This is a genomic window from Rhodobacteraceae bacterium M385 (genome assembly GCA_025141835.1).
GTDB lineage: Bacteria > Pseudomonadota > Alphaproteobacteria > Rhodobacterales > Rhodobacteraceae > Gymnodinialimonas.
Genome location: CP081102.1, coordinates 198057 through 219183 on the forward strand (window position 1 = coordinate 198057; position 21127 = coordinate 219183).

The 21127-nt window shown below is 60.4% G+C and carries 23 protein-coding genes; 9 read left to right on the forward strand and 14 right to left on the reverse strand.

Annotation, left to right across the window (positions count from 1 at the left end; genetic code table 11):
* Positions 1-12: 12 nt before the first annotated feature.
* Positions 13-2178: a response regulator gene (locus K3728_00915; GenBank protein UWQ95839.1), complete on the forward strand. Its 2166-nt coding sequence runs from the start codon at positions 13-15 to the stop codon at positions 2176-2178.
* On the opposite strand, the gene K3728_00920 is transcribed toward K3728_00915, so the two are convergent.
* Positions 2139-3152, reverse strand: coding sequence for an asparaginase (locus K3728_00920; protein UWQ95840.1), 1014 nt, complete (start codon positions 3150-3152; stop codon positions 2139-2141). The two genes, K3728_00915 and K3728_00920, sit on opposite strands and share 40 nt — an antisense overlap.
* Before the next feature lie 174 nt (positions 3153-3326).
* Between K3728_00920 and K3728_00925 the strand changes: the two genes are divergently transcribed.
* The 3 genes from K3728_00925 to rlmN all read left to right on the forward strand — a co-directional run bounded on the left by K3728_00925 (position 3327) and on the right by rlmN (position 5658).
* A complete protein-coding gene (locus K3728_00925; protein ID UWQ95841.1) occupies positions 3327-3854 on the forward strand; it encodes an invasion associated locus B family protein in 528 nt (175 codons plus the stop codon).
* Positions 3855-3861: 7 nt separating this feature from the next.
* Positions 3862-4383 (forward strand): invasion associated locus B family protein, encoded by a 522-nt coding sequence (locus K3728_00930; GenBank protein ID UWQ95842.1) that lies wholly within the window; start codon positions 3862-3864, stop codon positions 4381-4383.
* Between the two features lie 84 nt (positions 4384-4467).
* Positions 4468-5658 (forward strand): 23S rRNA (adenine(2503)-C(2))-methyltransferase RlmN, encoded by a 1191-nt coding sequence (rlmN, locus tag K3728_00935; protein UWQ95843.1) that lies wholly within the window; start codon positions 4468-4470, stop codon positions 5656-5658.
* Between the two features lie 100 nt (positions 5659-5758).
* Here rlmN and K3728_00940 read toward each other — a convergent pair whose 3' ends face one another.
* The 8 genes from K3728_00940 to K3728_00975 all read right to left on the reverse strand — a co-directional run bounded on the left by K3728_00940 (position 5759) and on the right by K3728_00975 (position 11342).
* Complete coding sequence (locus K3728_00940) at positions 5759-5944, reverse strand: hypothetical protein (GenBank protein ID UWQ95844.1); 186 nt, start codon at positions 5942-5944, stop codon at positions 5759-5761.
* A 205-nt stretch (positions 5945-6149) separates the two neighbouring features.
* Positions 6150-6335: a hypothetical protein gene (locus tag K3728_00945; protein ID UWQ95845.1), complete on the reverse strand. Its 186-nt coding sequence runs from the start codon at positions 6333-6335 to the stop codon at positions 6150-6152.
* Positions 6336-6631: 296 nt separating this feature from the next.
* A complete protein-coding gene (locus K3728_00950; protein UWQ95846.1) occupies positions 6632-7114 on the reverse strand; it encodes a L,D-transpeptidase family protein in 483 nt (160 codons plus the stop codon).
* A 60-nt stretch (positions 7115-7174) separates the two neighbouring features.
* Positions 7175-8023 carry an SDR family oxidoreductase gene (locus tag K3728_00955; protein UWQ95847.1) on the reverse strand — a complete coding sequence of 283 codons (849 nt, stop codon included), beginning with the start codon at positions 8021-8023 and terminating at the stop codon, positions 7175-7177.
* Complete coding sequence (gene queG / locus K3728_00960; protein ID UWQ95848.1) at positions 8020-9051, reverse strand: tRNA epoxyqueuosine(34) reductase QueG; 1032 nt, start codon at positions 9049-9051, stop codon at positions 8020-8022. The genes K3728_00955 and queG overlap by 4 nt, the downstream gene beginning before the upstream one ends.
* Positions 9048-9713: a glutathione S-transferase family protein gene (locus K3728_00965; GenBank protein UWQ95849.1), complete on the reverse strand. Its 666-nt coding sequence runs from the start codon at positions 9711-9713 to the stop codon at positions 9048-9050. The genes queG and K3728_00965 overlap by 4 nt, the downstream gene beginning before the upstream one ends.
* Before the next feature lie 55 nt (positions 9714-9768).
* On the reverse strand, positions 9769-10500 hold the full coding sequence (mtgA, locus tag K3728_00970) for a monofunctional biosynthetic peptidoglycan transglycosylase (protein ID UWQ95850.1): 732 nt from the start codon (positions 10498-10500) through the stop codon (positions 9769-9771).
* A 116-nt stretch (positions 10501-10616) separates the two neighbouring features.
* Entirely contained in the window at positions 10617-11342 is a 726-nt protein-coding gene (locus K3728_00975) for a class II aldolase/adducin family protein (protein ID UWQ95851.1), read from the reverse strand.
* Positions 11343-11548: 206 nt separating this feature from the next.
* Here K3728_00975 and K3728_00980 point away from each other — a divergent pair, with 206 nt between their 5' ends.
* A complete protein-coding gene (locus tag K3728_00980; GenBank protein UWQ95852.1) occupies positions 11549-12454 on the forward strand; it encodes a LysR family transcriptional regulator in 906 nt (301 codons plus the stop codon).
* Positions 12455-12650: 196 nt separating this feature from the next.
* Here K3728_00980 and K3728_00985 read toward each other — a convergent pair whose 3' ends face one another.
* Genes K3728_00985 through K3728_00995 form a run of 3 tightly spaced genes read right to left on the reverse strand, consistent with a single transcriptional unit; the run spans position 12651 to position 15082 of the window.
* A complete protein-coding gene (locus tag K3728_00985; protein UWQ95853.1) occupies positions 12651-13610 on the reverse strand; it encodes an OmpA family protein in 960 nt (319 codons plus the stop codon).
* Entirely contained in the window at positions 13607-14344 is a 738-nt protein-coding gene (locus K3728_00990; protein ID UWQ95854.1) for a GNAT family N-acetyltransferase, read from the reverse strand. The genes K3728_00985 and K3728_00990 overlap by 4 nt, the downstream gene beginning before the upstream one ends.
* A 9-nt stretch (positions 14345-14353) precedes the next feature.
* Positions 14354-15082 (reverse strand): competence/damage-inducible protein A, encoded by a 729-nt coding sequence (locus K3728_00995; GenBank protein UWQ95855.1) that lies wholly within the window; start codon positions 15080-15082, stop codon positions 14354-14356.
* A gap of 48 nt (positions 15083-15130) precedes the next feature.
* On the opposite strand from K3728_00995, the gene sfsA reads away from it, so the two are divergent.
* The 4 genes from sfsA to radC all read left to right on the forward strand — a co-directional run bounded on the left by sfsA (position 15131) and on the right by radC (position 18340).
* Positions 15131-15856, forward strand: coding sequence for a DNA/RNA nuclease SfsA (gene sfsA / locus K3728_01000; GenBank protein ID UWQ95856.1), 726 nt, complete (start codon positions 15131-15133; stop codon positions 15854-15856).
* Between the two features lie 91 nt (positions 15857-15947).
* Positions 15948-16757 (forward strand): type I methionyl aminopeptidase, encoded by an 810-nt coding sequence (map, locus tag K3728_01005; GenBank protein UWQ95857.1) that lies wholly within the window; start codon positions 15948-15950, stop codon positions 16755-16757.
* A gap of 61 nt (positions 16758-16818) precedes the next feature.
* Positions 16819-17514, forward strand: a complete 696-nt coding sequence (locus K3728_01010; protein UWQ95858.1) for a hypothetical protein — start codon at positions 16819-16821, stop codon at positions 17512-17514.
* A gap of 52 nt (positions 17515-17566) precedes the next feature.
* Positions 17567-18340, forward strand: a complete 774-nt coding sequence (radC, locus tag K3728_01015; protein ID UWQ95859.1) for a DNA repair protein RadC — start codon at positions 17567-17569, stop codon at positions 18338-18340.
* Between the two features lie 89 nt (positions 18341-18429).
* On the opposite strand, the gene K3728_01020 is transcribed toward radC, so the two are convergent.
* Complete coding sequence (locus tag K3728_01020; protein ID UWQ95860.1) at positions 18430-19971, reverse strand: substrate-binding domain-containing protein; 1542 nt, start codon at positions 19969-19971, stop codon at positions 18430-18432.
* A 22-nt stretch (positions 19972-19993) separates the two neighbouring features.
* Positions 19994-20995, reverse strand: coding sequence for a hypothetical protein (locus K3728_01025; GenBank protein ID UWQ95861.1), 1002 nt, complete (start codon positions 20993-20995; stop codon positions 19994-19996).
* Positions 20996-21127: the final 132 nt, after the last annotated feature.

Genomic DNA, 21127 nt, shown 5'->3' on the forward strand with positions numbered 1-21127 from the left:
GGACTTCACCCGATGGCGGCGAGAGATTTCAACGACAAGATGGCGCAGGAAAGGCGTGCCCGCCTACAGGCCGAGCAACTGCTCGCCCTACGGTCGGAGGAGCTTTATTCAGCAAACCGAAAGCTGGCGGAACACGCCACGGCGCTGTCTACGCAAGTCATTGAACAACGTGAAGAAAATGCAGCGCTCAAGGGTTTGTCGGTAAAGACCGAAGCGCAGTTAGAGGTGGCGACTGAACGGGCGGTCACGGCGCAGCGGCGATTGTGGGATGCGTTGACAGCAACGGAAGATGGCTTTGCGATCTTTGATCGCGATTGGCGTCTGGTCGCGGCAAACTCGGCCTTCTTTTCGATTTTTGATGGTGTCGCCGATGTGACGGAGGGCGCCACCTACGAGGCGATTCTTCGCATCGGGGTGGAAGAGGGGATCGTTGATCTGCAAGGCGAAGACCCGGAAGACTGGGTGGACCAGATGATTGCCCGTTGGGAAATGGACCCGATCCCTAAGGTCGATATTAAACTGTGGAACGGCGCCTATATTCGGCTGAACGACAAACAGACCCCGCAAGGCGATTTCGTGTCTTTGGCGGTCGATATTACTGGCAACATTCGCCGCGAACGGGAACTGGCCGAGGCGCGCGATGCCGCATTGGCGGCGAATCGGGCGAAATCCAATTTTCTCGCCAACATGAGCCATGAAATCAGAACGCCGATGAACGGCGTCGTCTCGATGGCGGAACTGCTGCAAGAAACGCCGTTGAACGAAGAACAGCAGATGTTTGCCAATACCATCCGCAGTTCGGGGGAGGCGTTGTTGGTGATCATCAACGACATCCTTGATTTCTCGAAGATCGAAGCACGTAAGCTCGTGCTTCAGGAAGAAAGCTTCGACCTCAACGCCCTACTGCGTGAGATTTTCCGCCTGTTGGAACCCAGCATTGGCGAAAGGGAGCTGGAGCTTGTGCTGGACTACGACATTTTCCTGCCTCGACGGTTGATCGGTGATCCGGGGCGGATCAGGCAGATTCTGATCAACCTTATCGGGAACGCCGTGAAGTTTACCGAAAAGGGCCATGTGACGGTCCATGTTATGGCGATGCCCTCGTTCGACCCCGGTGACACGCTGGAGGTGTCTGTCGTGGTTGAAGACACGGGCGCGGGGATTGCAGCGGATAAGCAGGCCCATGTGTTTGGGGAGTTTAATCAGGTCGAAGATGACCAGAACCGCCGCCACGACGGCACCGGGCTTGGCCTTGCGATTACCAAGCGGCTCATTGATCTGATGAACGGAGAGATGTGGTTGGAATCCGAGCTTGGAAAAGGCTCTGCCTTCGGGTTCAAAATCGCGTTGAAGGCCGACCCGGAGGGGGAGGAAGGGCCAGTTGCGGGCCTGCCCTTGGAAAAATCGCGGGTGCTGTTGATCGGGCAATGCGCTGACCTTGAGGCGCAGTTGTTCGCCGCCCTTGGGCGGCTTCACGCAGAAACGACGCAGATCAGGCGGCTGCCCACACCGCGCGATCTGGAAGGGACGGCTGCGGTGGTGCTGTGCGACCAGAGCATCGGCGCAGAACAGGTCAGCGCCGCCTTGGACGGGGGCGGTTTCAACGGCCCGCGTCTATGTGTGCAACCGGCAGAAAACACCCCCAAGGGATTCGAGAGTTGCGCAATGCATGAAGGGCTTGCCGCGTTTCGGAGGCAGCTATTGTGGGAACCGCCTGACGCCGCAAATATCGTGGCAGACAGAAAAGAACAAAGGCGAGCCAAGCCGCTGCGGCTTCTGGCAGCGGAAGACAACAAGACCAACCAGCTTGTGTTCAAAGCGATGTTGAAGGGGTTGGAACTGGACCTGGAAATCGCCAACAACGGCGTTGAACTGGTTGATGCCTACAAACGCGACGTGCCGGATTTGGTGATGACCGATATCTCCATGCCCAAGTTGGACGGGCTGGAAGCTTCGCAACAAATCAGAGCCTATGAGGCGGAACAGGGTCTACCAAGGGTGCAAATCATCGCCATGACAGCCCATGCCGTAGAGGGCGACCGGGAGCGTATACTTGCCGCGGGGCTTGATGACTACATCACCAAGCCCCTGAAAAAGGATGTGATCCACAGCAAGATCGAGGCGGCTTTTGCTGATGGTTACAGCTGCAACCCAGTCAGCGCGTCGGCAATGCGGTAGTGACCTGTCTCAATCCCGTTCCAGTTGCGGATCGGACCGTGGGTGAAGGCAAGCGCCTCGGGGTGTTGCGGGTCCAGAACCCCAAGCGTGCCAAGAATGTGGGCAATCGCCGCCTCGGACCCACGGGTGGCACCATCGGCAATCTTTAGGGCGACGCCGATTTTCAGCTCGGGGATGATGGCGATGAAAACGCCCTCGGCCCCGGTCTTGATTGCGGCACGCTTGCCCATGGCGCGCATCAGGCGGGTGCAAGCGCGGCCCTCTCCGGCGACCAGATCGGGGTGCAACATCATCGCTTCACGCAGACGCACCATCGCCGCTTGGCGCGTACCGCCATCGGGGGTGGCAGCGGCATATGCCGCCATGGCACGGGCAAGGCCTGACAGGCGTGTGGCAAAGTTCGGGGCGGAACAGCCGTCGATGGCGAATTCGGGGTTGGGTTCATCGGTCAGGTCGTCCCAAGCCTCGCTAATGGCGGCTTGAAGGGGGTGTGACGGGTCGATGTATTCCGGCCCCGCGCCCACATGCTGGCTATAGGTCAGGAACCCTGTGTGTTTGCCCGAGCAATTGTTGTGCCGTTGGTCCGGCCCGCATTGGGAACAAATCAGCGCGTCGCGGGCGGGCACATCGTTGGGCCATTGCACGCCACACCGAAAATCAGATTCGGACATGCCAATATCGGCAAGCCAAGCGCTCACGCGGTCGGTGTGGATCGCGGCCCCCTGATGGGATGCGCAAGACAGCGCCAGATGTTCCGGGGTCAATCCTCGCGCATCGGCAGCGCCGCTTTCCACCAGCGGCAGGGCCTGGATCATTTTCGAGGACGAACGCGGGAGAATCCGGGCTTCCGTGTCACCGATTCCCCCGATTAGACCCTCTCCGTGACGCCAAATTGCGACGTGTCCTTGGTGCGAACATTCTAGAATCGGGCCTCTGTGAACCTCGACCAACACCTCGGTTGCGTTCTTTGTCATCGTCATTTGCTCCTACTCCGTTCACATCCCGGCGAATTTCCGCACACGGGGCTTTTTTCAACCGCGTCTTTCGTCTACGTTAACGGGCAATTACGGTCGGACGCCCCATCTTTTGTGATGACCTAAAAAACGGGCGCCGACCAGAGGCAGCGAAGGGGCTGGAGGCTCTTACTCATGAAGACATATCTTGCTGGTATTCTGGCGGGCGCACTGGCCCTTTCGGCCACAGGCGCGTTTGCGCAGGACGAATCAACTAACCGGGTGAACGCCGAGACCGATTGGTCCGTGTTCGTCGAAGATGACCCAACGCAGTGCTGGGTCGTTTCCACGCCGTCTGAGACAGTGAACACACGCGACGGCCGTGTGGTGTCGGTTCGGCGCGGCGAAATCCTGATGTTCGTGTCGTTCTGGCCCGGCCAAGAGCGTTTGGGCGAAGTCAGCTTCACGGGCGGCTATCCATTCGCCGATGGCTCCACCGTGACGATGTCGATCGGCAGCACCTCGTTTGAGCTGTTCACCGATGGCGAAATGGCTTGGGCGGCGTCGCCACAGGACGATGACCGGATCATCACCGCCATGAAGCGGGGCGCAGAGGCTGTGCTGACGGCACGCTCGTCGCGGGGCACCCAGACGCAGGACACGTTTAGCCTGCTGGGCTTCACGGCTGCGGTAGAAGACGCCGAGACACGTTGCGGGAACTGACATCGCCATGAAAACTGGAGTGAGCGGCGTGATCGTGCTGGCCTTGGGTCTTTGCACGGCGATTCCCGGGTTTGCGCAAACCACTGATACCCCTTGGCCTGTCTATGTGCAGGAAGATCCGGCGCGTTGCTGGGTTGTGTCGCCTCCCTCGGGGACGACCGCCTCGCGCAACGGGACGGATGTGTCGGGCAACATCAGCCGTGACACGGTTCTGATGTTCGTCTCCTATTGGCCTGAAGATGGGCGGCTGGGTGAAATCAGCTACACTGGCGGGTATCAATTCGCGGCCGGCAGCGATGTGACTGTCGTGGTGGGCGATCAGACGTTTGCGCTGTTCACCGAAGGCCCGATGGCTTGGGCCGGGTCGCCAGACGACGATGCGCGGATCATCGCCGCCATGCGTGACGGAGCGGAAGCGGTGCTAACCGCCACCTCCACCCGCGGCACAGAGGTTGTGGATACCTTCGACCTTCAGGGTTTTTCGCGCGCGATGGATGACGCCTCGGTTCGGTGCGCCTCCAGTAACTGACGTGCCGTGATTGATTTGCGCGGAGGGGCGGCCTCCTATATGGAAGGCGCTTCTTGAAAGACCGTTCCTCAAAGGAGTGTCGTCATGACTGCCCCTGTTTCTGCCAACGCCCCTATCACGCAGGACGTTCGCACGTTCCCTCGTAAACTGCCCGACGGGCCGGTCAACTTGATCGGACTGACCCGGGATGGCTTGCGTGCCGCATTGATCGAGGCGGGAACCCCAGAGAAGCAGGCAAAGATGCGGATGGGGCAGATTTGGCAGTGGCTCTATCAGAAGGGCGTGCGCGACTTTGCGCAGATGACCAACCTTTCCAAAGATTACCGCGCCATGCTGGCAGAGACCTTTGTGGCCGATGTGCCCGAGGTTGTGTCCAAGCAGGTTAGCGCCGACGGCACACGGAAGTACCTGGTGCGCATCGCTGGTGGGCATGAGGTTGAGGTGGTCTACATCCCCGAAGTGGATCGGGGGACGCTGTGTATTTCCAGCCAGGTGGGCTGCACCCTGACGTGCTCGTTCTGCCACACAGGCACCCAGAAGTTGGTGCGTAACCTGACCGCTGGAGAGATCATTGGTCAGGTCATGCTGGCCCGCGATGATCTGGACGAATGGGTGCCCACAGGCGAAGGCAGCGATGCCAAGCCGCGTCTGGTGTCGAACATCGTGCTGATGGGCATGGGAGAGCCGCTTTATAACTTCGAGAATGTCCGCGACGCGATGAAAATTGCGATGGACCCCGAGGGGATTTCCCTGTCCCGCCGCCGGATCACCCTTTCCACCTCGGGCGTTGTGCCCGAGATCGCCAAGACGGCGCAGGAGATCGGCTGCCAACTGGCCGTGTCGTTCCATGCCACCACCGATGAGGTCCGCGACAAGCTGGTGCCGATCAACAAGCGTTGGAATATTGAAGAGCTTTTGGGCGCTCTGCGGGAGTATCCGAAGGTCTCCAACAGTGAGCGGATCACCTTTGAATATGTGATGTTGAAGGACGTGAACGACACCGATGAAGATGCCCGGCGTCTGGTGAAGCTGATCAAGGGCATCCCCGCCAAGATCAACCTGATTCCGTTTAACGAATGGCCCGGCGCCCCCTACGAGCGGTCCGATTGGGCCCGAATCGAGGCGTTTGCCGATATCGTCTACAAGGCGGGCTATGCCTCTCCGATCCGCACGCCGCGCGGGGAAGATATCATGGCCGCCTGTGGTCAGTTGAAGTCTGCGACCGAGCGCGCGCGCAAGTCTCGTAAACAGATTGAGGCCGAGGCCGGTCTGTAAGCACCGTCCCGGCTGAACGCACCTAAGATACCGTTATCGCAAAAGAAAAGGCGCGACCTTTGCGGGTCGCGCCTTTCCAAATTCGTGTCTGATCCGCGGATCAGGAGTGGTGCAGAGCCAGAACCAGCAGCAGAACTGCGATAGCTGGAACCAGGATGCCGCCGGCGGAAGAACCAGTGTCTTCAACGATGACTACGGGCTCAACAACCGTAGGGGCAACATAACCACCAGCGAATGCGCCAGTTGCGACAACGGAAAGAGCGGCTGCGAGAGCGAGTTTTTTCATAGTATTCTCCTTAGCCCGGTTTCACGCAGTATGCGTAGGTTGGGCAGATATATTTAAGACCTTGGCAAGATGATTAGCCTTTCGGCCCCCAGTGTTGCAACAGGCTGTTCAATATTCTCTGCAACAGAAATTAAAGGTGTTGCAGAAAAGAAAAGGCGCCACCCGAAGGCAGCGCCAATTCAAATCGTAAGTTCTGATCCGCGGATCAGGAGTGGTGCAGTGCCAGAACCAGCAGCAGAACTGCGATGGCTGGAACCAAGATGCCGCCAGCGGAAGAACCAGTGTCTTCAACGATGACTACGGGCTCAACGACCGTAGGAGCAACGTAACCGCCTGCGAATGCGCCAGTGGCGACAACAGACAGTGCAGCAGCGAGAGCGAGTTTTTTCATAGTAAATATCCTTATAAGATACGCCCCTTTTGCGCACTATGCGCAGGTTGGGGCACCCAAGACTGTACCTCGTACTTTTCTTTAAGCAGCAACCCGGTTTGATTGCAATGCTGGCGAAATTCCCGCCACCATCGGAAACGGGCCATGTCGTCAAATTAGCAACACTTCTACCCATCGCCCTTTAACTAAAGGCGTTTTTGGCACGATTTCTGCCCGAATGAGCGCATTCTATGGCGCTTTTACGCCCGGAGAAGGCCGCCGAATCAAGCCGCTGGGGGGTGATTCTTACGGCAGATCTACGGATAGATGGAGATCGGTGTTCCGTTATCCACCATCGCATAAATCTGGCGCATCTCGGCGTTGGTCACGGCGATACAGCCCACGGTCCAATCATCGGTTCGCCGGAACGGGCGTGGCGTGCCGTGAATGAAGATATCCCCACCGGGGCTGACGCCACGGGCACGGGCTTGAGCGATGTCTTCGGCATTGGGGTAGCTGATCCCAATGGACAGATACCACTGACTGTTCGGATTGCGTCGGTCGATGATGTATTCACCCTCAGGCGTGCGGCCGTCGCCTTCTTCCAGCTTGTGACCTTCGGGGGCAAAGCCCAACTCGATCTCGTAGGTTTCAAGGATTTCGTCGTTGTGCATCAGGAACATGATGCGGTCGTTCTTATAGACGACAATGCGCGTCACCTCTGGTCCATCATATTCGATGAACCGTGAACAGCCCGTCAGGGCGGCCAGAGTGAGAATAGCAATCAAAATGAAACGCATGGTTTGTTCACCTATCGGGGTTTGCCCCTGTTAACCCGAAGTCCGCGCCCGATGCGAGGGTTAGCCTTCGCGTTCAGCGGAAAGAAGCGCAGTTAGTCCGGTGTCGTAGTCAGGGTAGAGCAGTTTTACCCCCAATTCCTCCTTAATTCGGGTGTTATCGACCCGCTTGGATTCGGAATAGAAGCTGCGGCCCATGGGCGTCATTTCGGCGTCTTCAAAGGCAACCTCCGGGGGAATCGGCAGACCCAGTAGTTTGGCCGCATGGGCGATCACGTCTTGGGGCGGGGCGGGTTGGTCGTCACAAACGTTATAGGCCGCACCGGGGTTGGGCCGCGCGATAGAGGCCAGAAGCACCTGCGCGATGTCGTCGATATGGGTGCGGCTGAACACCTGATTCTCTTTCACGACCCGCCGCGCATTGCCGCTGCGCACCTTGGCAAACGGCCCGCGCCCCGGCCCATAGATGCCCGCAAGGCGGAAGATATGCACTGGCAACCCGTGGTCTCGGTAGAGCTCCAGCCATTCACCCTCGGTCGCGACGCGAGCCTCACCCCTGACGCTGGTGGGGGTCAGCGGCGTGTCTTCCGTCACCCAGCCCCCCTGATGGTCGCCGTAGACGCCCGTAGTGGACAGGTAGCCGACCCATTCGGGCTTGGCCGCCGCGAAGGCATCACGCAGTTCGGCCAGCACCGGATCACGCCCGTCCTGCGGCCCGGCAGAGATCAGGATATGGGTCGCCTCTGCCACATCCTGGCGTAGGTCATCGCCGGGGAAGATGCGCGGCGTGACGCCCTGCATTTGGGCCGCCTTTTCCGCCGAGCGCGTGGTGGCGATGATCTCCCAATCATCGGGCGCGGCCTTGGCGAAGGCTTTGGCCGAAAACCCGTAGCCGAATATCAGAAGCTTCATTGTAACCTCTCCACTGCCCACCGGGCGGCATCTGCCACCGCCGCATCGGGATCATTCACCAAGGGATTCGCCGCTGCCGCCAACGCCGCATCGCCCGAGTTGCCAATCGCATAAAGCACATTGCGCACAAAGCGATCCCGCCCAATCCGCTTGATCGGAGAGCCCGAGAATCGCTCCCGAAAGCCTGCATCATCCAGCGTCGCCAATTCTGCCAGTGGCGGCGATTGAATGCCCTCGCGCGGAGCATAGCGAATGTCCCGCGCCGCCTGGGCGAACTTGTTCCAAGGGCAGGCGGCAAGGCAATCATCGCAGCCGTATATCCGGTTGCCCATCTTGGCGCGAAGGTCCTCGTCAACGGGGCCTTTATGTTCGATCGTCAAATAGGAAATGCATTTGCGCGCATCCAGTTGGAAGGGCGCGGGGAAGGCATCGGTCGGGCAGATATCAAGGCAGGCCGTGCAACTGCCACAATGCTCGGCCTCAGGCGTGTCGACGGGCAGATCGATCGTGGTGAAGATCGCACCCAAGAAGAACCAGCTTCCCAAATCGCGCCCCAACAGGTTGGTATGCTTTCCCTGCCACCCAAGCCCCGCCGCCTGTGCCAACGGCTTTTCCATCACGGGGGCGGTGTCCACGAACACCTTAATCTGCTCCCCCGGCGCTTGCTCTAGCAGCCAGCGCCCCACACGCTTCAGGCGCTTCTTCACCAGATCGTGGTAATCGCGCCCTTGAGCGTAAACGCTGATGGTGGCGCAATCCTGCGCCTTCAGGGGCTCCAACGGGTCAATATCCGGCGCGTAGGGCTCGGCCAGCATGATGACCGACTTCGCCTCGGGCCAAAGCGCGCTGGCATCGCCGCGCCAATGCATCCGTTCTGCCATCCAGCCCATCTGCCCGTGATATCCGGCGTCCACAAATGCCTTCAGGCGTTCCGCGGTTTCCGGCACTGCATTGGGGCGACAGACACCCATCTTGGCAAAACCCGCCGCAACGGATTCGGCCAGAAGGGCGTCTTTCAAGGCGCTCAAAAGTCGAGGTTCGCGTAGTGGGGCGGCTGCGGGAAGCCAAAAATCTGGTCCGCCAGGATCGAGCGGAACGCGGGCCGAGATTTGATCGTCGCGTACCAATCCTTCACCGGCTCACTCAGGCTCCAATCCACATCGGATATGTAGTCGAGACAGCTTAGATGCGCGGCAGCGGTGAAATCCGCCATCGTCATCTTGTCGCCCGCCAGCCAGCGCCGCTGATCCAGCAACCAATTCATATAGTGAATGTGAAACTTGATGTTCTGCGCCCCGGCCTTCACCGCGCGGCCATCGGGATACCCGCCCCGCATCAGCTTCTTGTGGACCCGCTCGTGCACCAGATTGCAGGTGACTTCCTTGTAGAACTTGTCGTCAAACCACGCCACCAGCCTGCGCACCTCGGCCCTTGCGACCGGATCACGCGGCATCAGAGACGGCTCTGGCACCGTTTCCTCGATGTATTCGCAGATGGCTGAACTGTCGCTCAAGGTCAGCCCGTCGATCTTCAGGACCGGCACCTTGCCTGCTGGATTGCGGCGCAGGAATTCGTTGGAGGGCTCCCAATACTTCTCATCCACCAGCTCCACCTCAATGCGTTTCTCCGCAAGGATCAGACGAACCTTCCGGCAAAACGGAGACAATGGGAAATGATAGAGGCGGTTCATGGGGGGCTGCTCTTTTTCGCGTTCCTGCTGTCTTTGCAATCTGGATCAGGAAAAATCAATTCGCAAAGCAATCGGCACGGCCATCAGCGCGGATTGTAGCCGCTCCGTCTGCAATAGATCGCGCGCGGCGGCTCACGAAGTCCGACGGGGCACTGGCGTTGCGCTGCTGTGGGTTCGGCAGTACCGCGGCCATCAATGCCGCTTGGCGGGCGCTTAAATCCGCTGCGGCGACGCCGAAATGATGTTGTGCGCCAGCTTCTGCCCCGAATACGCCGGGCGCGAATTCGGCGATGTTCAGATACACTTCCAACACGCGCCGCTTAGGCCAAAGCAATTCCATCACCGGTGTGATCGCCGCCTCCAAGGCTTTGCGCACCCATGATCGCCCGTGCCACAGAAACGCGTTCTTCACCGTTTGCTGGCTGATCGTAGACCCGCCTCGGGCAGCACCTTCGGCGATGGCATCGCGGATTGCGGACATATCAAATCCCCAATGCAGACAGAAATTCGCGTCCTCCGCGGCCACCACGGACCGCGCCAGAACCGGTGCGATTTCCTCCATCGCCACCCAATCGCGCTCGACCCCGCCCAACCGCGCCCGCTCTTGCTGCATATAGATTGTCGTCGGCACCGGCACGAAGGCGTATAGCACGATCCACACCAACATCAGCGCGGCCAGCCCGAACGCGCCCCGCAGCAACCAGCGTCGAAACACCCTTGCCCACCGACGCGCGCGCGACTCCGTCTTCTTTGACGCCGTTCGCTTTTTCACTGCCCGTTTCGCCAAAGTGCTCCACGCTCCCTCATTCACCTTGGCAAAAATACTCCCGCCGGAGGCTCCAACACCAGCCCCGCCCGGAACATCTGCTCTGATACGCGCCCTATCCGCCGCACTCGCCGCCTTTAAGCCGCGTAGTCCAACCCTTCGGCGTCCAGCACGGCCCGCATCCCGTCCAACACGTCTTGGTCCGCACCCACGTCCGCCTCCATCTGGCGTGCGGTCAGCTCGGCCACTTCTTCCGGCAACTCTCTCAACGCCCGTCCGGTTGACAGCGCGATGATGTAGTTCCTTGCGGCGCGTTCAAAGTAATACATCCGGCTAAAGGTCTCGGCCACGGTCTCTCCGATGAACAACACGCCGTGGTTGCCCATGATCATCGTGCGGATGCTGGGGTCTTGGAACAACCTTGCGCAGCGCTCCCCTTCTTCTTCCAGGGCCAGGCCGCCGTAGTTCTCATCCACCACCTGTCGGTTATGGAAAATGGCTGAGTTCTGGTCGATCGCGGGCAGCCGCGAATCCTGTAAGGACGCCAGGACGGTCGCATAGGTCGAATGCACATGCATCGCGCAGCGTGCATGGGGCACGCGCCGATGAAGGGAGGCATGCAGCCCCCAAGCCGTCTGATCCGGCGCATCGTCGCCTTCCATAGTCGAGGGGTCATCGGCATCTATCACCCAAAGATCCGACGCTTTCATCACGCTGAAATGTTTCTTAGGGTTAATCAGGAACTGTGTGCCCGAATCGTTCACCGCCAAGGAGAAGTGGTTCGCCACCCCCTCGTGCATATCTTCGCGGGCAGTAAGGCGGAAAGCGGCGGCCATCTCAGCGCGGGCAAGAGCATAGTTCATCGTGAACCCTCTGATTGTTGCGGATGATTGTTGTCGGAACGCTAATGCCACCGGTGATCCGGGTGCAATCGTAAACAATGAGTAAACCTTTGTTGCCGTGCCTTGAACGATCCGCGGAATAATCGCGCTTTGAACAAAGCCCCATCCCTTTTTTGCCCCAATTCAACGCCAGAACGTCTGACAACAAGTATAAGGGCAGAACGAGTATGGATCGTCTTACAGAAATGGAAGCCTTCGCCACCGTGGTGGACCAAGGTGGATTTACAGATGCCGCCAAGAAAATGGGGATCTCTAAATCGGCTGTTTCGAAACACGTGTCCTCTCTCGAGGCGCGCCTTGGCGCACGTCTGTTGAACCGCACGACCCGGCGGGTTAGTCCCACGGAAATTGGTCTGGCTTACTATGACCGCGCCCGCCGTGTTCTGAACGACGCAGGTGAGGCAGATGCCCTTGTGACGGCCATGCAAAGCGCCCCTTCGGGCACGCTGCGGGTCTCTATTGCGACAGATTTCGGCGTTAATCATGTCTCGCCTATTCTGGGCGAATTTCTCCATGCTTTCCCGGAAATTACCGTGAACATGGTCCTCAATAACCGCTATGTAGAGCTGATTTCAGAAGGCTTCGACATGGCGATCCGCGTGGGAGAGTTGGAAGACAGCTCGCTCATGGCCCGCAAGATTTGCGAGACCCAGCGCCGCATGATCGCCGCCCCTTCCTACTTCGAGGAATATGGCCGGCCCGAACGGATCGACGACCTGAACGAACACAAGCTGCTGCATTATTCCAACGCCTCATCGGGCAACGTCTGGAAACTGACCGCCCCCTCGGGTGAGCAGCGCCAGGTGCGCACCGCCGGGTGGTTGACGGTCAACGACGGTCAAAGCCTGTTGAATGCTGCTGTGGGGGGGCTTGGCATCGCTTACCTTCCCAGTTTCCTCTATGCCGAACCCATGCGTCAGGGCCTGCTGGTTGACGCCATGCCGGACCTGCCGACGGACGTCCAAGGCGTCTACGCCGTGTACCCACCGGGCCGCTACATCCAGCCAAAGGTTCGCTCTTTCATTGATTACCTCGTCGAAGCCTTCCGTGACAAAGGCCCCGAAGACTGGTGATCCCCCTTTTGCCGCGCTGTTTGGGGACGTTCTGCAAACTTACTCCCCGATAGCTCAACTCATCCCGGTGGATGCCCTGTGCATCCTCCGGGATTTTTTGTTTCGGAAGGGAAAGGGAAGGGCTACTTGGATCGAGACTGTTCTGACAGGTGAGCTTGCGTCTGAAAACAGGCTCTAACATGCACGTTAGAGCCTGTTATTGAGGATCAGCGATGACCACTTCGACGCGGCGATTGGCTTCGCGCCCGTCTGGAGTGGCATTGGTGGCGCGGGGCGCGAGGTAGCCGATGCCCTGCGCCTCGACCTGCGCCGGGTTAACGCCGAGATCTTCGGTCAGATAGGTCCGTACCGCCAGCGCGCGGGCCCGTGACAGGGCGATGTTGCCCGACAAAGAGCCCGCCGCATCGGTGTGTCCCACAAGTACGACATGAAGCGCGGGATTCTCGGCCAGATATACCGCAAGCGCGGCCAGGGAGGCGTAGTCATCCCCGCTTAACTGCGAGGCCCCGGTTTCAAACTGCAAATCGTCCAATGGCGCAGAGCCGACGCTGGAAAGGCGGGCAATCAGGGCGTCGGGGGCGACGTCACTGATGGCGACATCAGGCCCACGAGAGGATTGGACAACTGGGTCTTCGGCCTCGGACGGGGGCTGGATCAGGGCCAAATGCACGAACCCGACTGATCCGCCACGAGAGATCATCAAAGCAACCTCGGATGCGCCATCATCGGAGGTGGCCGAGAGGTAGTGGAAATCCCCCAGATCGACATGCATTTCTGGGGCGGACCCTACGGGCAGTGAATGGCGGAAATCGAACCCGCCACAGGCGCGGGCAAAGCAAGTGAATTGTGTCTCAAACCCCTGCGTTTCGATCTGATCTCGGAGGGAAGAGAGCAGGGCAACGGTGGTGATATCCGCGCCAGACACCTGCCAAGTGAACTGTTGCACGACCCCAAGCGCATCGTGGGACGGCAAGCCGGCCTCGGACCAAGGCCCCAAGGCGATGGGGTGGCGCCCATCGGCCACGCTGGTGGAGGTGATCAACTCGGCGGTGCCGGGAAATGCCAGCTCAAACCCGTTTGCCAAGGACGGTAGGCAAGCCAACCCCATGCACAGCACAGCTGCGTTGCGACGGTTGAACGGGCGAGAAGATATCACTGGGCTGTTCCGCCTACTTTCTCTCGATAGACGTAGGTTCCCACAGGTTGCATCCCCAAGGAAGTGTAAAGCCGTTGCGCACCCTTGTTTTGTTGCGTCACGAGGATGGAAAGCCACGTCGCCCCATTGTCTGCCGCCCATTTGGCCGCTGTGCGCATCATGTGAACCCCCATTCCCTTGCGGCGCGCCACGGGGGCGACCTCTAGAGCGTGAAGCATGGCGATTTCTCCATGGATGCCGACGTAGGCAACGCCCGCCGGCTTGTCGATCACCCTGCCAAACAGCGCCGTCTTTGGGCAATCGGCGCGCTCCATGATGGCGCGGCGCGGTGCCGTAACACCACCGGCGTCCCAAATCTCGGTCTGGATGGCGAGGGGCGGCCAGATATCAAATGCAGTGACGGGGGGCGGTGTGGCTGCAAGATCGGCGGCGGGGATGACCATGGCGACGGTGTGGTCACGGGCGGCATAGCCCTGCGCATCGAGTATGGCGTTCAGCGGGGCTTGCGTATCGAGCACTTGGAACAAGGGCGCGCGGCCTTCGGCCACCATCGCCGCGGCTGCGTCGGCCAACGCCTCCTCGCTGACGCTCCTCGCAGTTGGATCGGTCAGGCGGGCGGCGCTGACCCGGTTGCCGCCAGGATCAGGGGAGGGAACGGTGAAAGGGCCAACGCTGCGCGTCTCGGCCGACGGCCAAGTGGTGGCTAGAACGGGAAGGATATCGGTGATGTTCATGGGGGTTGCTCAGGTCGCCTCGGGGAACAGCGCACGCAAGGATGCCATCACACGATCAACGGCCTGCGCGTCTTGGCTACGGGCCACCACGTTAGAGCCGTGAATGCCGTTCCGGGTGAAGGGGTAAGAGCCTAGGGACACGTCCGGGTTTGCCTCTGCCAAATCACCCAGAGGCCCCGCGATGTCGCCCTCGCCGCGTTCAACCCGCAAGGAGGCACTGACCATCGGCGCGCCGCCCGTCAGCGACGGCAAGAGCCCCGCCAGCATCGCGGTGAAGATCGTGGGTACGCCCGCCATGACGTGGACATTGCCAAGGGTGAACCCCGGCGCGGCACTGATCGGGTTATCGATCAGGCTGGCCCCATCGGGGATACGGGCCATGCGCAAGCGGGCCTCGTTCAGCTCTTGCCCGGATCGGTCGTAATGGGCTTGCAGAATGGCACGGGCATCGTCGCGGATACCGCAAGCGGCCCCCATTGCTTCGGCCACAGCCTCTGCCGTGATGTCGTCATGGGTCGGCCCGATCCCGCCTGAGGTGAAGACATGGTCGAAAGCGGCGGACAGCTCGGCCACATGGCGCACAATGCCTGCGTGATCGTCACTAATCATCCGTGCCTCGGCCAGCGTGATGCCGTGATCCGTCAAGGCCTGCGCCAGATGGTGCATGTTGCTATCGCGCGTGCGGCCCGAAAGGATCTCATCCCCGATCACAAGCATAGCGGCGGTTGGGTTGCCCATATTCCAAGTCCCTTGGATTGTGTTGCCTGTGGGTATACGTCCCCCCTCATGCGCTTTCCATCCCCCCTTGTTCCTGCCCGCCTTCTGCGCCGTTACAAACGGTTTCTGTCTGATGCGGTGTTGGACGACGGGACCGAGATCACCGCCCATTGCCCCAACCCCGGCGCAATGCTGGGCCTGAAGGACGACGGCGCGCGAATTTGGCTGCTGCCCAATGACGACTCAAAGAAGAAGCTGAAATACGGCTGGCGGCTGGTGGAGCTTCCCGACGGGCACTTTGCGGGCATCGATGCGGGCCTATCCAACACCTTGGTGAAAGAAGCGCTGACCGAGGGCCGGATTGAGGCGCTTCTTGGCTACTCCAGCATTAAGCCGGAACAGAAATACGGGGATGAAAGCTCTCGGATCGACTTCCTTTTGTCGGAACCGGGCCGCCCCGATGCCTATGTGGAGGTCAAGAATTGCCACCTCCGGCGCGAGGGCGATTGGGCCGAGTTTCCCGATTGCGTGACCGCGCGGGGGGCCAAACACCTGCGCGAGCTTACGAAAATTGCACAATCCGGGGGGCGGGCCGTGATGCTTTATGTGGTGCAACGCACCGATTGCAGCCGCTTCCGCCTCGCCCCTGATTTGGACCCGGCCTATGCGCAGGCCTTTGACGCGGCCCGCGATGCGGGGGTAGAGGTTATCTGCCACGGCACCGATATCACGACCGAAGGCATCACCCTGACAGGCCCGATGCCCGTTGATCCGGCCCGGCAATTCCCCGGTTAAGGCACCTGCGGGCGCTTGCCCTAAGCCATCACTGGCAATTTGCGAAAAGCGGGCCTATTTAGGGCCAAGACACGGGCGATGGAGACTTCCCTTGGACGATTTCAAAGGCCGCCTGACGAAGGACGGCATCCGCATTCACCAAACCGTAGATTTCGCCGGCATGCGCCAGGCGGGTGCGCTGGCGGCTGACATTCTGGACCGGATCGCGCCTTTGGTCGTGCCCGGTGTCACGACCGCCGCCCTTGATGCGCAGATCGAGGCTTGGGTGAATGAAGCCGGGGCCAAATCCGCCACCATCGGCTATCGTGGCTATAAGCATGCCAGCTGCATCAGCATCAACCATGTGGTGTGCCACGGCATCCCTAGCGAAAAGAAGCTGAAGGACGGCGATATCGTGAATATCGACGTGACGGTGATTGTGGATGGCTGGTTCGGGGATACCTCTCGGATGTATGTGGCGGGCAATTTGCCTCGCAAGGCCGAGCGGTTGATCCAGGTGACCCATGACGCGCTGTTCAAAGGCATCGAAGTGGTGAAACCCGGCAAGACCTTTGGCGATATCGGTTACGCGATTCAGTCCTTCGCCGAAGGCAAGCGCATGTCCGTTGTGCGTGACTTCTGCGGCCACGGTCTGGGGCAGGTGTTCCACTCTCCGCCCAACGTTCTGCACTACGGACGTCCCGGCACGGGCCCCGTGCTGGAAGAGGGCATGTTCTTCACCATTGAACCGATGCTGAACCTCGGGCGCCCGGAAACCAAAGTGCTGTCCGATGATTGGACGGCTGTGACACGGGACAAATCCCTGTCCGCGCAGTTCGAGCATTCCATCGGCGTCACAGCGGACGGGTTCGAGATCTTTACCCTCTCTCCGTCAGGCCGGTTCCACCCGACCTACGGCTAAGGTTTGACGCAGATCGCTGACCTGCCCTAGGATTTGAGCCTTCAAACCCTAGGATATTCTTATGCGCATTGCAGTTCTGCTCGCCACCCTTTGCCTCACCGGTCCTGCGAGTGCCCAATCCGTGCAATTGGGTGCTGAGGGAAGCGCGTTCAACCCGCTGACCATAGCGGCGTTTGACGAGATGGCGCCCTACACTCTCGATCAATTTTTCGCCGAGACCCACGGCGTGGACGTGCGAACGCCCGTCACCTTCCTCGTGCCGGGGCACTTCGGTCTACATGTCGCCAGCGATGCCGCGCCAAGCACTGGGGCCACCGTTGTCTTTGGCTTCCACCAAGAGGCGACCCAGTCGCAACCTCGTGCCTATCTGGAAGATATTCAGATCACCGGGTTCGGCCTGCCGCTTTTTGAAGACGCCGAAAATCCGGTCCACGCGCGTCGGATCTACGCGGCCAGCTATTTGGAAACAGAGCTCTTTCCGCAATGGGCAAGCCGCTTTGAGCAGGCTGAAATCTATGCGATTGAAGCGATTGAGCTGGGTAACGCGGTGGGCGCGCTTCAGCTTGTGGCGGGATATTATGATCAGGACGCAGGCGATAACATGATGCTGCGCGCGGTCATCCTGCCGCACCCGGACCGCATCTCGGGGTACATGGCGCTTGCCAGCATCAACCTCGATCTGGTGCCCGTCACCAACCCCGAGTCTCTCGCTCAGACCTTAACCGGGCAGTTGTTGTCCAGTTGGCAGTTCCAATAAGCGCACTCGTAGGGCTAACGATCTGTTAACCATTTGGCTGCAAGCTAAGCCCATGTCCGATCAACCCACCTTCTCCTTTGATGAGGCATCGCCTCGGTTCGTTGACGCCGCCCCGGTGGCGCCTCGCAAGGCCGCAGGCCCCTCTAAAGGGGCCGAAGATCACCGCCTCAAACACCGCGATCGCCTGCGCGCGCGCTTTACTGAAGGCGGCGCCGATGCCGTGCCGGATTATGAATTGCTGGAAATGATCCTCTACGGCGCAATCCTGCGGGGCGATACCAAACCGCTTGCCAAACGCCTCATCGCCCAGTTCGGCGACCTCAACCACGTCCTCGCCGCGCCCGAGGCTCGCCTGAAAGAGGTGGACGGCGTCGGCGCCAAAGTCATCTTCCAACTCAAACTGATCGAGGCGACAGGCCACCGCATGGCCCGTGCCAAGGTGATCCAGAAGCCAATCCTGTCGTCCTGGGATGCGCTGCTAGATTATTGCCAAACCGCCATGGCCCACCGCGATCTGGAACAATTCCGCGTCCTCTATCTGGATCGTAAGAACGTCCTCGTCGCGGACGAGGCGCAAGCCAACGGCACCGTTGATCACGTCCCCGTCTACCCCCGTGAGGTCGTCAAACGCGCCCTGGAACTTAACGCCACGGCCCTGATCCTCGTGCACAACCACCCCTCAGGCGACCCAACTCCTTCCGAGGCTGACGTGCAAATGACCTTCGCCATGCGCGATGCTGCCGGTGTCTTCAACATCGCCATCCACGATCACCTCGTTATCGGCAAAGCCCGTGAACTCAGCTTCCGGGCGGAAGGTTACCTCTAACGCGGCTCCCTCCTTCATCTTGGCAAATACACCTCCGGGGTCTGGGGCAGCGCCCCAGTCCGCCGCTCACACCACATGGAACGCCCGCTCTAATCCAACCACACTTCGACCCTCCGATTCACCGCTCGGCCCCAATCGGTGTCGTCGCAGGCCATCGGCATCGCTTCCCCAAAGCCCACGGAAACCATCTCGACCCGCTCGCTCCCCGCGATCCCTGCGGCCACAACAGCATCCCTCACAACCCCAGCCCTGCGCAGCGATAGCCGTGCATTCACCACCGATGGTCCGTCACTGTCCGAGAAGCCCGCAAAAATCAGCTGACGCCCGTCAAACACCCCGCGCTCCACCGCCGCAGCCAACCGCCCGACCGAGGCTCGGGACTGAATGTCCAACTCCGCCCCGCCGGGGTTGAACCGCAGTGTCGTGGACAAGCGCTCAGCCGTGCCCAACACCTCCATCACATGCTGGAGATCGTCCAGTTCCACATCCTCTCCCGCTGCGCGGATGGCGTTGCCAAGCCTCTCTCCCTGCAATGCCAGCGGCGTGCGGGTCAGCAATTGGTTCACGAATCCCGCCTCCGCCACATGGGTTTCGGCCAGTTCGGTTTCCGTAAACGCCAGAAATTGCCGCACCAGCAGCGGCAGGCGACGGGGCGCAAGGTACATGTAGACCGGTGCCGTCAGGGGGTAATCTTCGGCCTTTACCGCATCGACACTGGCGCTGAGCGGGAAGCCACATTGCCCGACCAACGGCACCGCACGGGCCGCGCCCACGCCAGATCGCGCGGTGATGCCCACCGCATAGGCATCGTGGGCGACGGCAATCGCCAAGGCCTCGGCGCTGTCGTGGCGAATGATCTCTGGCCCCGCTTCGGCGTCCGAGGGCAACAGCACCCGTGTCTCAAAGGCTTGCGACAGGCCCAAGCCGGGGGCCAGCATATGCAAGGCGACCGGCGCGTCGGGGCCGCCTAATTCCTGCCAGTTCACCACCTCTCCCGAAAACAACCGCGCCACATCTGGCAGTGACAACGCGTCGATCGGGTTCTGCGGAGAGACCACCGGCACCAGCGCATCCAGTGCCAAAACGCGCACCCGGTCGTCCAGTGGCGGGTCGTCAGGGCTCGCGGCCTCGGAGGCGGCCACTTCGGCGCGGGAAGGCTCGCGCAGGGCCAGCGCGATATCCGCCTCATCGTTCAGCAGCGCCAGAAACCCGTCATCGGTGCTGCCCGGCGTCACAGCGAAGCGCGCCGCCGCAGATCCATCGGCGCGGTGCAAGACGTATATCGGCCCGTCCTCCACCACTATCTGCATCCCTTGGGATTGCGCGAAGGCCTCTAACAGCTCCGGCAACAGCCCCTCGGCCACCGTTGCGGTGCCTGCCACGCGGGCTTCGGCCACGAAGTTGGTCAAATCCGGGCACCCCGGTCCGGCGCAGGACACGCCTTCTGCCGATACGGTCAACGCGCCATAGACCGTGTCCAAGCGATAGAACGCCCCGTCGTAAGAGATCAGGTTGCCTTCAAGCTCTACCGACCCGTCCAGCGAGCGCAATTCCACATCCTGTGCGGCGACAGGCCCGATCAGGCATGAAAAAAGGGCGGCCCCAAGGACCGCCCAAAGATGCTTCGACATGCGAAAACCCGGTGCAATGGCCTCAATTCAAGGCGAGTCTCAGGTCGTCCAGCAAGTTTTGCAAGACCAGAACGTCACCGACGGCGTCGCAGGAGGGAACGGTGAAGGTCAGCTCGGTCACATCAACAGGATTGCCCGCCTCGGCCCGCAGGGTCTGGGCCAGCACGTTGCGGGTGCAATTGGCCTGCGTCACGGGCGCATCAATCGACAAGCGTACGCTGTCGCCTTCGCGCAGGGTGGCGCGGGGCAGGGTGTAGATCTGCGCAACACTGACGCCCGTATCCACCGTGGTCAGAAAGCCGCCATCGCCGGAAGTCGCAGCCTCGGGGCTTGCGGGGGCATCTTGCCAAACGTGGCCCGGCTCTCCGAAGGCGGCGCCGAATTCCATCGCGTGCAATTCCAACCCCATGTCGCCCAACCAGCTTAGCCCGATCCGGTCATAGTCGCGCAGATCAGGCAGGCCGACCAGGACGGTCTCTGTCAGGTCATCTTCAAAACTGACCGAGAAGAAGGCAGGCGTCTCAAAGGCGGGGATATCAAGAGTCAGCAGGCCAAGGGCATCGGTGTTGGCGATGAACTGCAAGCCAGAGTGTTCAATCGTGACCGCTGCATCAGTCCGGCAGGGGGCCATCACATCCAACGCCACCATGGCCGCTGGCATTGCGGTTGCACTGACCGAGACATCGCAGGGCAGGCCGAGGGGGCTAAGCTCTGTCTCTTCAGTGATCGGGGCACTGGGCGTGGGCAATGGGTCGTCGAAAGAGGCCGGGATAACCGTCGCCTCGGGGGCAAGCGTTTGCTCTGCCATCGGCAGGGTCACGTCACTTTGCTCGATCACCGGTAATTGCGGGGCCATCGACCGGGCAGGGCGCGAAGACGAGGTTAACGTCTGTTCTTCAACAAAATGATTAATTTCTTGGGATGGATCAGGGCCTTCAATCCAGCCCGATTCCATCGCGTATAAGGCACCGCCAAGAACCATAGTGCCGCCTGCGGCCACACGAATAACTAGGGAATTCAGCATCTCAAAGACACTCCACCTCAAAATCTCCAGAGGTGGGTATCGTTTATCACTGGGGCATCATTGTGCCGGAATTGCACGGAATCCGGGGCGGATTGCCCGAAGTCTTCTCAGTTTTGCCGCAAAGGGCGGAAC

Excerpts from the sequence above, each read along its gene's own strand:
- K3728_00930 (UWQ95842.1), top strand. The coding sequence starts at position 3,862 with ATGAAAACTGGAGTGAGCGGCGTGATCGTGCTGGCCTTGGGTCTTTGC.
- K3728_00955 (UWQ95847.1), bottom strand. The coding sequence starts at position 8,023 with ATGAAGCTTCTGATATTCGGCTACGGGTTTTCGGCCAAAGCCTTCGCC.
- K3728_00965 (UWQ95849.1), bottom strand. The coding sequence starts at position 9,713 with ATGAACCGCCTCTATCATTTCCCATTGTCTCCGTTTTGCCGGAAGGTT.
- K3728_00990 (UWQ95854.1), bottom strand. The coding sequence starts at position 14,344 with ATGAACATCACCGATATCCTTCCCGTTCTAGCCACCACTTGGCCGTCG.
- radC (UWQ95859.1), top strand. The coding sequence starts at position 17,567 with ATGTCCGATCAACCCACCTTCTCCTTTGATGAGGCATCGCCTCGGTTC.
- rlmN (UWQ95843.1), top strand. The coding sequence starts at position 4,468 with ATGACTGCCCCTGTTTCTGCCAACGCCCCTATCACGCAGGACGTTCGC.
- K3728_00950 (UWQ95846.1), bottom strand. The coding sequence starts at position 7,114 with ATGCGTTTCATTTTGATTGCTATTCTCACTCTGGCCGCCCTGACGGGC.
- sfsA (UWQ95856.1), top strand. The coding sequence starts at position 15,131 with ATGCGCTTTCCATCCCCCCTTGTTCCTGCCCGCCTTCTGCGCCGTTAC.
- K3728_01010 (UWQ95858.1), top strand. The coding sequence starts at position 16,819 with ATGCGCATTGCAGTTCTGCTCGCCACCCTTTGCCTCACCGGTCCTGCG.
- K3728_00940 (UWQ95844.1), bottom strand. The coding sequence starts at position 5,944 with ATGAAAAAACTCGCTCTCGCAGCCGCTCTTTCCGTTGTCGCAACTGGC.
- K3728_01020 (UWQ95860.1), bottom strand. The coding sequence starts at position 19,971 with ATGTCGAAGCATCTTTGGGCGGTCCTTGGGGCCGCCCTTTTTTCATGC.
- K3728_00925 (UWQ95841.1), top strand. The coding sequence starts at position 3,327 with ATGAAGACATATCTTGCTGGTATTCTGGCGGGCGCACTGGCCCTTTCG.
- K3728_00980 (UWQ95852.1), top strand. The coding sequence starts at position 11,549 with ATGGATCGTCTTACAGAAATGGAAGCCTTCGCCACCGTGGTGGACCAA.
- K3728_00915 (UWQ95839.1), top strand. The coding sequence starts at position 13 with ATGGCGGCGAGAGATTTCAACGACAAGATGGCGCAGGAAAGGCGTGCC.
- K3728_00945 (UWQ95845.1), bottom strand. The coding sequence starts at position 6,335 with ATGAAAAAACTCGCTCTCGCTGCTGCACTGTCTGTTGTCGCCACTGGC.
- K3728_00995 (UWQ95855.1), bottom strand. The coding sequence starts at position 15,082 with ATGGGCAACCCAACCGCCGCTATGCTTGTGATCGGGGATGAGATCCTT.
- K3728_00975 (UWQ95851.1), bottom strand. The coding sequence starts at position 11,342 with ATGAACTATGCTCTTGCCCGCGCTGAGATGGCCGCCGCTTTCCGCCTT.
- K3728_01025 (UWQ95861.1), bottom strand. The coding sequence starts at position 20,995 with ATGCTGAATTCCCTAGTTATTCGTGTGGCCGCAGGCGGCACTATGGTT.
- K3728_00920 (UWQ95840.1), bottom strand. The coding sequence starts at position 3,152 with ATGACAAAGAACGCAACCGAGGTGTTGGTCGAGGTTCACAGAGGCCCG.